The organism is Xenorhabdus griffiniae, assembly GCF_001028135.1.
Taxonomy (GTDB): Bacteria; Pseudomonadota; Gammaproteobacteria; order Enterobacterales; family Enterobacteriaceae; genus Xenorhabdus; species Xenorhabdus bakwenae.
In genome coordinates, this window is sequence record NZ_LDNM01000016.1 from 115,809 (window position 1) to 126,585 (window position 10,777).

A 10,777-nucleotide genomic window follows, 5' to 3' on the forward strand; every position below is an offset into this window, starting at 1 on the left:
TTTTCAATTGTTGGCTTAGTGGTTGTGTATTAGTTTTTGTTTCGCTGTAAATAAAAATAGCATTTAAAAATCAATAATCATGAACAAGATCACAAAAGTAATAAGGGGTGTTTTTATTAAAAATTAAAAATGTGTATTTTGGAGTGAGTTCGTTTCTCTGTTTTATTTTCTATGCTCAATTAATATTGTGACAATGCTTTTTGTTAAGTTGCTTATTTGTTGCAAAATAAAAGATTTGTGGATATCAATATTATTCATTGAATATTAATTGTTTTGTCGAAAACGAACTAAAAGACGTTTATTTGATAAATATCAATGAATGGGAATCTGCGTTGCAGATTTAAAACGAATGCCAATTTTAACACCAATACAGAATTTAAATGTTTTGGGGTAAGCACATGCAACAGAAACATGCTTTTGTTATTGCCGGTACAGGTAGCGGATGTGGCAAGACCACCGCTACGTTAGGCATCCTGCGTGCCTTGATGAACCGTTCATTACGGGTACAGCCGTTTAAAATCGGGCCTGATTATCTGGATGGTGGCTGGCATCGTGCTGTGACGGGCGTCGCTTCACGTAATCTTGATGCCTTTATGCTCCCCGAACCGATCCTGAATGGTTTATTTAACCACGCTATGGCTGATAAAGAGATTGGCGTCATTGAAGGGGTGATGGGGTTATATGATGGCTATGGTACTGATCCCAACTATTGCAGTAGTGCGGCAATGGCAAAGCAACTTGGCTGTCCGGTAGTTTTATTGGTGGACGGTAAGGCGGTTTCCACCTCGATTGCGGCTACCGTGATGGGGTTTCAGCAATTTGATCCCGCAGTCAATATTGTGGGAGTACTGCTCAATCGCGTCAATCGGGATAGCCATTTTCAGTTATTAAAACAGGCCATTGAAGGCTATTGTGGTATTCCTGTTTTGGGGCGGCTGCCGGTGATGCCAGAGGTTACCCTGCCTTCCCGCCATCTTGGGTTGATCTCTGCGCAAGAACAAGTCAGCCAACGCGAAGAGTGCTGGACTCGTCTGGCTCAACAAATCGAAGCCTCAGTAGATTTGGATAAGTTGCTGACATTAACTCAGCTATCTTCCTTGCCAAAAGGCAATATTAATGCCCTTGTCGATCCTGTGATGGGGCAAGGCTTAACGCTGGCTCTGGCAGAAGATGAGGCCTTCCACTTCTATTACCCTGATAACCTGTTGTTGCTGGAAAAAGCCGGTGTGACTATCAAACGGTTCAGTCCCCTGCATGATCATCGGTTACCTGAATGCCAGATGATCTATTTGGGCGGGGGATACCCTGAGATTTATGCCCAATCCCTCTCTTCCAACCACGCCATGCATTTGGCATTACGTCAGGCGCAGCACAAAGATATTCCCATTTATGCGGAATGCGGTGGCTTGATGTATCTCGGCGATACCCTGATTGATGCCGATGGTGTACGCCATGACATGGTGGGGTTGATTGCCGGTGAAAGCCAGATGGGAGATCACCTGCAACGCTTTGGTTACTGCGAAGCTACGGCAATGTGTGATACGCCTTTCGTGGCAAAAGGGGAAACGTTGCGCGGGCATGAATTCCATTACTCGGATTTTATCACGACCCAACCCCCCGTTTTTCAGTGTGTTAAATGGTGTGATCCAAAAGAAACATTAAAAACCGTGCAGAAAAGCTGGCAGGGAGGCTACCAGAATGGCAATACCCTGGCGAGCTATCTGCATATTCATTTTGCCCAACGCCCCCATTTGCTCCAGCGTTGGCTGATGATGGCACGGAGGCTGTTATGACCATCTTATTGTGGTTTACGGCTTTTATTCTGGACAGGAAATTGGGTGATCCTCCCCATTGGCCGCACCCTGTGCGCTGGATGGGGCAGCTGACCAACCAAACTGAGCAGCTTATTCGCCGGATTTGCCAAACTGAAACCGATTTGACATGGGGCGGCGTACTGTTATGGCTGGTGGTCGTAGGGAGTGTCTGGCTGGCGAGCTATTGGGTTTTGCAATTGGTTTATGGCGTGACGTTCTGGCTGGGATGTTTGGTTGAAATTTGGCTGATTTATACCGTGTTGGCAGGACGTGGCTTAGACGAGGCGGCAAATGCCGTTTATCAGGCATTGCGTCAGGAAGATTTAGCTGCCAGCCGTCAACAGCTTGGCAAAATTGTCGGTCGGGACACCGGCCAATTGCACCCTCCCCAAATCAGCCGGGCCACGATTGAAACCGTGGCAGAAAACAGCGTGGATGGCGTGATTGCTCCATTGTTCTTCTTAATGCTCGGCGGTGCTCCACTTGCTATGGCTTATAAGGCAATCAATACCCTGGATTCCATGGTGGGCTATAAAACGCCTCACTATCGGGCGCTGGGGATGTTTTCGGCACGTATGGATGATGTGGCGAATTGGCTGCCTGCCCGTTTGGGTTGGCTTCTGCTGGCAATGGCCGCGAAATGGCAGGGTTTGGATTTTCGGCAGGCGTTACACATTGGCTGGCGTGATCGCTACCAACACAGTAGCCCCAACAGTGGCTGGCCGGAAGCCACTGTAGCAGGGGCATTGGGTATCCGTCTTGGCGGGCCGAATGTCTACTTTAATCAACTTGTCGAAAAACCGTGGATGGGTGATGCCTGGCGTGAAGTCACGCCTGATGATATCCCACAGTCTGTTCAGATGATGGTGGTGGCATCCGTGATAGCGCTGTTGCTGTTTGCGCTGCTGCATAGCCTGGTCAGTGTGATGATATAAGGAGGGAACAGCATGAGCGATTACATCCGACAACCCCAACAGATCGAAAGAAATAGCTTTGATATTATCAGCCAGCTTATTTTTGAATCGCGGCCTGATTATCGTTTTGTGGACGCGGATCAAGAAGCCGTGATCAAACGGGTGATCCATACCACCGCTGATTTTGACTGGCTTGATATTCTCTATTTTTCCCCGCATGTTTTGCGCCACATTCGTGACGGTATCTTGCGTGGCTGTACGTTATATACCGATACAACAATGGTGCTATCTGGCATCAATAAAACGCGCCTGGCTCAGTATGGCAGCGAGTGCCGTTGTTATGTCAGCGATCCCCGCGCCGTTCAAATGGCAAAAAACCAGCAAATCACACGTTCAATGGCCGCCGTCGATCTGGCTCTGCAAGAAGCAGGGGAGAAGATTTTTGTCTTTGGCAACGCCCCGACTGCGCTGTTTCGGTTGCTGGAACACCCATTTGCACCCATTGCAGTCGTTGGTGTGCCTGTTGGGTTTGTTGGCGCAGAGGAATCAAAAAATGCCCTGATCAATCGCGGATTAAGCTGCATTGCAGCAAAAGGGCGCAAGGGAGGCAGCAATATTGCCGCCGCCATTATCAACGCCATTCTGTACCGGATGCCGGAGGTCAGGCATGAATGAAATCAGTGATACACAAGCCAATAGCCTCGGAACGGTTTGGCATCGGGGCAAGCAGTATCGCAAGGGCTACACCACGGGGTCTTGTGCCACAGCCGCTGCCAGGGTTGCGGCATTGATGATCTTGCGTCAGCAGATTATTCATCAGGTTTCGATTGTCACACCTTCAGGTGTCACCCTGGTCTTGAATGTTGAACAGCCCTTGATTGAGGGACAGCAGGCGGTTGCCGCTATCCGTAAAGATGGCGGCGATGATGTGGATGCAACCCACGGTATGTTGATTTTTGCCCGTGTCTGCCTGAATGACAGCGGGGTGATCACACTGGATGGCGATGAAGGCATTGGCAGGGTAACGCGGGTGGGGGTAGGTTTGCCGATTGGCTGGGCAGCCATTAATAAAACCCCACGGCATACCATTGAAGAAGCGGTACGGGAGGTCATCGGTCCGCAGCGTGGGGCAGATATCATCCTCTTTGCCCCTGAAGGCGAGGAACGGGCGAAGAAAACCTATAACGACAGATTGGGGATTAAGGGAGGTATTTCGGTTATTGGCACGACAGGCATTGTGACGCCGATGTCGGAAGAGAGCTGGAAACGTTCTCTGGCACTGGAATTAGAAGCCAAACGTGCCGATGGGCTGGATCGCATTATTTTTGTGCCGGGAAATCACGGTGAACGTTTTGTCAGTCAGCAGTTGGGTATTGATGCGAATTATGTCGTCACAATGAGTAACTTTGTCAGTTATATGTTGCAAGAAGCCGTGCGTCTGGAGTTCCGTCATATCGTTCTGGTAGGGCATGTCGGCAAGTTGGTGAAAATCGCGGCCGGTATCTTTCATACCCACAGCCATATTGCTGATGGTCGCATGGAAACGCTGATTGCCAATTTGGCCTTAATAGGGGCACCTTTCGAACTGATTCAGGCCGTGGATCAATGTGATACCACCGAAGCAGCCATTGAGTTGATTGCAGAACAGGGCTGGCAGGCCGTGTACCAACAAATTGCCCGGAAAATCTGCGGGCGTATCGACCAAATGCTACGTTTCGCCCGTGGTAAGCCGCAGTGTGATGCCATTCTCTTCTCTTTTGATAATCAGGTGTTGGGCTGCAACCGGCCTGTGGACGCGATAGTGAAGGATTTTATGGAGGATTGCCGATGATCACTGTTATTGGTATTGGCCCCGGCGCCGCTGCAAACCAAACATTGGCGGCGTTGGAAGCGATCAGACAGGCGGAAGTGTTGGTCGGCGGAAAGCGCCATCTCGCCGAATTTTCCCATTTCAACGGGGAAACCCGCCGTTTGGATGCTGATGTGGATGGATTGATGCAGTGGCTTGAACAGAATCAGCATCGGCAAATTATTGTGCTGGCTTCGGGTGATCCGCTCTTTTATGGCATCGGCAAACGAATCATTGAGCATTTTTCTGGACAAAATATCCGCATTATCTCTGGCATCAGTTCAATCCAATATTTATGCGCCCGGATTTTGCTGGATATGAACGACATTTATCTCACCAGCAGCCACGGGCGCAAACCGGATTTTGACTGGCTATTGCAACACGAAAAAATCGCCATGGTAACGGATGACGCCATTGGCCCTTACCAGATTGCGCAAGAAATTCTGGTGCGCGGGCAGCAACGTCGCATGGTGATCGGCAAAAATTTATCCCATGAACATGAGCAAATAATTTGTTTGTATGCGGAACAGGTCGTGCAACGCGGCAACATTGATTATGGCCTGAATGTTGTGGTGATTTTAAAGGGTGAACCTGAATGAAAGATGAACTGTTTTTGCGTGGTCATCGCATCCCCATGACCAAAGAAACGGTTAGGGCGCTGGCATTGGAACGACTGGAGCTGGAAAACGCCTGCCGTTTTATCGATGTTGGTGCGGGTACGGGCAGCGTCAGTATTGAAGCGGCATTGCGCTATCCGGCATTGGATATTCTCGCCATTGAACGCAAGGAAGAGGCCTTGTCACTGCTTGCTGAAAATGTTCGGCATTTTGGCTGCCAGAGGGTTCGTATCCAGTCTGGTATGGCCCCTGTGCCATTGGACAGCACCGCAGAAGCTATTTTCATTGGCGGAACGGGTGGGCATCTGACAGAAATCATTGATTGGGCGTTGCTGCACCTGAACTCAGGTGGGCGTTTAGTCATGACTTTTATCCTGCTGGAAAACTTCACGCAAGCATTATCGCACCTGAAATCCTGTCGGGTGACCGCGCTTGATGGGCGTGAAATTCAGGTGGGAGAACTGACGGCACTCGGGCAGGGACATTATTTCAAACCCAACAATCCCACTTATTTGTTGTCCTGCCAGAAAAAATCCGGTCAAGAGGAGCGGAATGATGCCTGAATCTATTAACGCTGAACAGATAGATAACGTCAGTTTTGATACTGAAAAAGTCTGGTTTGTGGGGGCGGGACCAGGGGATAAGAGCCTGATTACCCTGAAAGGCTATCAATTATTACGTCAGGCGCACGTGGTGATTTATGCCGGTTCGCTGGTTAATCGGGCGTTACTGGATTATTGCCGTACAGATGCCGAATGCCATGACAGTGCGAGATTGACGTTAGCGGAAATCACGGAATTGATGGTGAATGGCGTGCAAGCGGGCAAATTGGTGGTTCGCCTGCAAACGGGAGATTTATCGCTGTTTGGCTCCATACGTGAGCAGGCCGAAGAACTGGCAAATCATACTATTGGTTTTGTTTCTGTGCCCGGGGTGAGTTCGTTTCTTGGGGCGGCTGCGCAGTTGGGCGTGGAGTACACCGTGCCCGAAGTCGCGCAAAGTTTGATTATCACCCGCATGGAAGGCAGAACGCCGATGCCGCCCCGGGAAACGCTGGAGGCCTTTGCCGCTCACCAAACTTCAATGGCGATCTTCCTTTCGGTACAGAATATGACAGAGGTTGTCGCTCGGTTGGTTCAGGGCGGTTATGGACAGGCAACCCCTGTTGCGGTGGTTTATAAGGCAACCTGGCCGGATTGCCAGATAGTGCGGGGGACATTGGCGACGATTGCTGAACAGGTACACAGCGCCGGCATTCGTAAAACGGCCTTGATCCTGGTAGGCGCTTTTCTTGGCGAAGAGTATCACTACTCGAAACTGTACGATGCGAGGTTCAGCCATGAATACCGTAGCGCCTGATTTAATGTCACCTGACAAAGAATATGCCTTGTTTTGCCTGACAGAAGGGGGGATGGCGTTGGCTCGTCGTTTGCGAACCCATTTAGCAATGGATTGTTTCACTTCCCCGGAATGGGTGACGAGTGAAGTTATGGATGTCGGCAGCGGGTTCAGGGCATTTGAAGGTGGTTTTGCCAATACGGTACGCAGGGCATTCACCCAATATGGCGCGTTGATCATGATTGGCGCGACGGGGATCGCCATTCGGGTTATCGCCCCGTTGCTCAAGGACAAAATGACTGATCCGGCGGTCGTCGTACTGGATGAAAAAGGGCAGTTTGCGATCAGTTTATTGTCGGGGCATATGGGCGGTGCGAATAAGCTGGCACAACAGATCGCAGCTATTCTTGATGGTCAGGCGGTGATCACCACTGCAACCGATGTTAACCAGGTCGCCGCATTGGATCTGTTATCGCAAGAAATTGATGGAACAATGGAGAATTTCCGTGCCAATGTCAAAACCGTTAATCAAATGCTGGTCAATGGCAAGCGGGTCGGCATTTGGTGGCATCCCGACTTGAGTGATGAAAAAGATCGCTATGACACGCGTGGGTTCATTCCCGTTGAGTCGCTGGAAGATCGGCCTGAGCTGGATGCTCTGGTATACATCAGCTATGAACGGACACATCTGGCACTGGCAATCCCGACTTTTAAATTAATCCCGCGCCGTATCGTTGCAGGCATCGGTTGTCGGCGGGGAGTGGAAGCGGAACGGCTCGCAGAATTATTAGATCGCCATCTGGCGGAACATCACCTTGAATCTTTGGCGCTAAAAGCCGTCGGCAGTGTTGAACTGAAAAAAAACGAACCGGCGTTAATCCAGTTGGCCCAAGAGCGGCAAATTCCCTACCAAATCTTCTCTGTTAATCAGCTTGCCCAGTGTGAACAGACATTTCCGGTTTCTGAATTTGTGCGAAAAACGGTGGGTATAGGCTGTGTCTCCCAACCTGTGGCCTGGCTAATGAGCCAAGGGCATCTGGTTGGTCATACCCTGCGTGAGCAGGGCGTCACCATCACATTAGGAGTATTGCATCCATGTTAACAGTCATTGGAATCGGTCCCGGCAGCGAAGCCATGATGACGCAGGAGGCGATTGCGGCTTTGAAAGCGGCTGACATCGTGGTGGGTTACAAAACCTACACCCATCTGGTGAAACCACTGGTAGGCGATAAAGAAATTATCAAAACCGGCATGTGCAAAGAGATTGAACGCTGCCAGACAGCCATTGAGCTGGCCGAACAGGGTAAAAATGTGGCGGTAGTGTGTAGCGGGGATGCGGGTATTTATGGCATGGCTGGCTTGATTTTGGCGTTGGTCAGCCAGCAAAAGCGCAAGGTAGAAGTCCGGCTGGTAGCGGGCGTGACGGCGAGTACGGCTTGCGCCGCCTTGCTTGGTGCGCCATTGATGCATGACTTTTGTCATATCAGCCTAAGCGATCTGCTCACCCCGTGGGAGGTTATTGAAAAGCGGGTTCAGGCTGCGGCAGAAGCCGATTTTGTGGTCTGCTTCTATAATCCCCGCAGTCGCGGACGGGAAGAGCATCTGGCCCGGGCATTTTCCCTGATGGCGCCGTGGACATCGCCAGAAACGCCCGTTGGCGTGGTGAAAGCGGCCGGGCGCAAACATGAGGATAAATGGCTGACGACTTTTGGCTCAATGGATTTTTCCCGTGTTGATATGCGCAGTCTGGTGATCGTGGGCAACCAGTCAACGTATATCCGTGATGGGCTGATGATCACGCCGAGAGGATACAAGCTATGAAACAACCATTGATTCACATTTTTGGCGGTACGAGCGATGCCCGCCAGATTTGTGTGATGATGGATATTGCCGGCATAAATTATAGCTTGTCAGTGGCGACGCCGGCGGGAGCACAGCAGGCGATGGGGATCCGCGGTGAAATTGTTACCGGCAGGATGGAGGCCGAAGAGATGGCCGAATATCTGCAAAAGCGAGGGACAAAAAGGGTGATTGATGCATCCCATCCTTATGCTGAACGACTGAGTCAAAACATTGTCGGCGCTTGCCAAAAGTTGGCTATCCCTCTCATTCGTTATATCCGTCCCAGCGATATTGATGCGGTTGAACATCCCCTTATCTATAAAGTGGCAACCATTAAGCAGGCGTGTGAAATAGCAACCGGTTTGGCAAACCGTATTTTGCTGACCACCGGCAGTAAACAATTGGCCGACTACGTGGCGCACCTGCCAGGAAAAACAGTGCTGGCCCGTGTATTGCCAACCGCAGACGTTTTGGCGCTGTGTGAATCTTGTGGTTTGTCGGTCGATCAGATCTTTGCCCTGAAAGGTCCCTTCAGTGCCGATTTCAATCGGGCATTTTACCAATTTTGTCAGGCGGAGGTTGTCATAACCAAAGAGTCTGGTGAGCAAGGCGGGTTCAGGGAAAAAGTGGAACCCTGCCTTTCTCTCGGGTTGCCCTGCATTGTGCTCTGTCGCCCGGGGCAGCAATTTGCCGGAGAGGGGATCACGCAGGCCAACGGATTGGACGAGATGGCACGGTTATTGGCGGATTTTGGCACGTAAATAAACCAATAAGGAAAAGCGAAATGAAAAAAGCATTATTGGTGATAAGTTTCGGAACCAGTTATCCCGAAACGCTGAAAAACAATATTGAAGCCTGTGAGCAGCAATTAGCCTCGGTGTTTCCAGACCGGAAACTCTTTCGGGCCTTTACCTCCGGCATGATCATTCGCAAATTGCGTCAGCGCGATGGCATTCACATTGATACTCCCCACGATGCACTGACCAGACTGCATCACGCAGGCTATCACGATGTTGCTGTTCAATGCCTGCATATCATTAATGGCGATGAATATGAAAAAGTGCGGCGTGAGGTTGAGAAATTTCGTCCTCGTTTTAAGCGGTTGGTGCTGGGTACGCCCCTGCTTAGCCACTTTGATGACTACCTGCAACTGATGCGGGCACTGCGCCACCAGCTTCCGCGGTTGGCAGAGAATGAATGTGTCGTTTTTATGGGACACGGTACAACACACTCTGCTTTTTCTGCCTACGCCTGTCTGGATCACCTGATGAGCCATTCCCATTTTCCGGCACGGGTAGGGGCGGTCGAAAGCTATCCTGAACTTCCTCTGATCATTAAGGGATTAAAAGAGCAAAAGATCCGCAAGGCTTATCTGATGCCATTGATGCTGGTGGCCGGCGATCATGCCACTAATGATATGGCTTCAAATGAAGAAGACTCCTGGAAGTCACAGTTGGAGAATGCGGGGATTGTTGCGATCCCCTGGCTACAGGGATTGGGGGAAAACCCGATGATTCGGCAGATGTTTGTCGATCACCTTGCTTACGCGCTAAATGAGCAGGAGAAAGCGTTATGAACGAAACAGCAACAGCAGGAAAACTGTATGTTATGGGCGTTGGCCCGGGAGCCAGTGACCTGATTACTGTACGGGCTGCGCGTATTCTTTCTGAACTTGATGTGATCTATACCCCGACGGGAAAAAAAGGCGCCAGAAGTCTCGCTCACGCCATCATTGAAGAATACCTTTCGCCGAACACTCAAGTTTGCACTTATCACTTTTTAATGAAAGCCGACATAGCAGCAAAACAAGCGGTGTGGGATGAAGTGGCGCAAGCCTTGAAAGAGGAAGTGGCGAATGGCAGGAAAGTGGGGTTTATCACTTTGGGCGATCCGATGCTGTTTAGTACATGGGTATTTCTTTTGCAGCGGTTGGTATCGCAACAGATGACTTCTCCCTCATGGCTGGAAATTGTGCCGGGGATCACCTCATTTTCTGCCATTGCCGCCGCCAGTGCGATGCCACTGGCGATGGAAGATCAAACATTGGCTGTCATTGCCTGTACCGCGTCTGAAACTGTCTTAGAGCAAGCATTACTCAATCACGACTGCATTGTCCTGATGAAAATCTATTCGCGTTTTCCTCTGATCCGTGACCTGCTGCAACGTCACAATCTGTTAGAACATGCGTTGATGATGGCTGATGCGACTTTGCCGACTGAACAAGGTTGGCATAATCTCGCCGCACTACCCCTCAGCGAAAAAGAGGGGATGCAGGGATTGTCCTATTTTTCAACGATTCTGGTTAATAAAAACTGGCCATTATCAAGGTGAGTGATAATGGTATGCCGATGGTGGTGATTGGCACTGCTGTGGCGGAAAAACAGGACACAATGAAATAAGAGA

Annotated in this window: 12 protein-coding genes; all 12 read left to right on the forward strand. The window is 50.2% G+C overall.

Annotation, left to right across the window (positions count from 1 at the left end; all coding sequences use genetic code 11):
* The first annotated feature begins 398 nt into the window (after positions 1-398).
* From AAY47_RS05740 to AAY47_RS05795, 12 genes are read left to right on the forward strand one after another with little or no spacing between them, the layout of a single operon-like run.
* Positions 399-1,793, forward strand: coding sequence for a cobyrinate a,c-diamide synthase (locus AAY47_RS05740; RefSeq protein WP_047767770.1), 1,395 nt, complete (start codon positions 399-401; stop codon positions 1,791-1,793).
* Positions 1,790-2,749 carry an adenosylcobinamide-phosphate synthase CbiB gene (cbiB, locus tag AAY47_RS05745; RefSeq protein ID WP_047767772.1) on the forward strand — a complete coding sequence of 320 codons (960 nt, stop codon included), beginning with the start codon at positions 1,790-1,792 and terminating at the stop codon, positions 2,747-2,749. Before AAY47_RS05740 ends, cbiB begins: the two co-directional genes overlap by 4 nt.
* A gap of 12 nt (positions 2,750-2,761) precedes the next feature.
* Positions 2,762-3,403 carry a cobalt-precorrin-8 methylmutase gene (locus tag AAY47_RS05750; RefSeq protein ID WP_047767774.1) on the forward strand — a complete coding sequence of 214 codons (642 nt, stop codon included), beginning with the start codon at positions 2,762-2,764 and terminating at the stop codon, positions 3,401-3,403.
* Positions 3,396-4,559 carry a cobalt-precorrin-5B (C(1))-methyltransferase CbiD gene (gene cbiD / locus AAY47_RS05755; RefSeq protein WP_047767776.1) on the forward strand — a complete coding sequence of 388 codons (1,164 nt, stop codon included), beginning with the start codon at positions 3,396-3,398 and terminating at the stop codon, positions 4,557-4,559. The genes AAY47_RS05750 and cbiD overlap by 8 nt, the downstream gene beginning before the upstream one ends.
* A complete protein-coding gene (locus AAY47_RS05760; protein WP_047767778.1) occupies positions 4,556-5,176 on the forward strand; it encodes a cobalt-precorrin-7 (C(5))-methyltransferase in 621 nt (206 codons plus the stop codon). The genes cbiD and AAY47_RS05760 overlap by 4 nt, the downstream gene beginning before the upstream one ends.
* Positions 5,173-5,757 (forward strand): decarboxylating cobalt-precorrin-6B (C(15))-methyltransferase, encoded by a 585-nt coding sequence (locus AAY47_RS05765; protein WP_047767779.1) that lies wholly within the window; start codon positions 5,173-5,175, stop codon positions 5,755-5,757. The genes AAY47_RS05760 and AAY47_RS05765 overlap by 4 nt, the downstream gene beginning before the upstream one ends.
* On the forward strand, positions 5,750-6,553 hold the full coding sequence (locus AAY47_RS05770) for a cobalt-precorrin-4 methyltransferase (RefSeq protein ID WP_047767781.1): 804 nt from the start codon (positions 5,750-5,752) through the stop codon (positions 6,551-6,553). Before AAY47_RS05765 ends, AAY47_RS05770 begins: the two co-directional genes overlap by 8 nt.
* Positions 6,534-7,634 (forward strand): cobalt-precorrin 5A hydrolase, encoded by a 1,101-nt coding sequence (cbiG, locus tag AAY47_RS05775; RefSeq protein WP_047767783.1) that lies wholly within the window; start codon positions 6,534-6,536, stop codon positions 7,632-7,634. The genes AAY47_RS05770 and cbiG overlap by 20 nt, the downstream gene beginning before the upstream one ends.
* Entirely contained in the window at positions 7,628-8,353 is a 726-nt protein-coding gene (locus AAY47_RS05780) for a precorrin-3B C(17)-methyltransferase (protein WP_047767785.1), read from the forward strand. The genes cbiG and AAY47_RS05780 overlap by 7 nt, the downstream gene beginning before the upstream one ends.
* Positions 8,350-9,135 (forward strand): cobalt-precorrin-6A reductase, encoded by a 786-nt coding sequence (locus AAY47_RS05785; protein WP_047767787.1) that lies wholly within the window; start codon positions 8,350-8,352, stop codon positions 9,133-9,135. Before AAY47_RS05780 ends, AAY47_RS05785 begins: the two co-directional genes overlap by 4 nt.
* Positions 9,136-9,158: 23 nt before the next feature.
* A complete protein-coding gene (cbiK, locus tag AAY47_RS05790; RefSeq protein WP_047767789.1) occupies positions 9,159-9,950 on the forward strand; it encodes a sirohydrochlorin cobaltochelatase in 792 nt (263 codons plus the stop codon).
* Positions 9,947-10,705 carry a cobalt-factor II C(20)-methyltransferase gene (locus tag AAY47_RS05795; RefSeq protein WP_047767790.1) on the forward strand — a complete coding sequence of 253 codons (759 nt, stop codon included), beginning with the start codon at positions 9,947-9,949 and terminating at the stop codon, positions 10,703-10,705. The genes cbiK and AAY47_RS05795 overlap by 4 nt, the downstream gene beginning before the upstream one ends.
* Positions 10,706-10,777 lie beyond the last annotated feature (72 nt).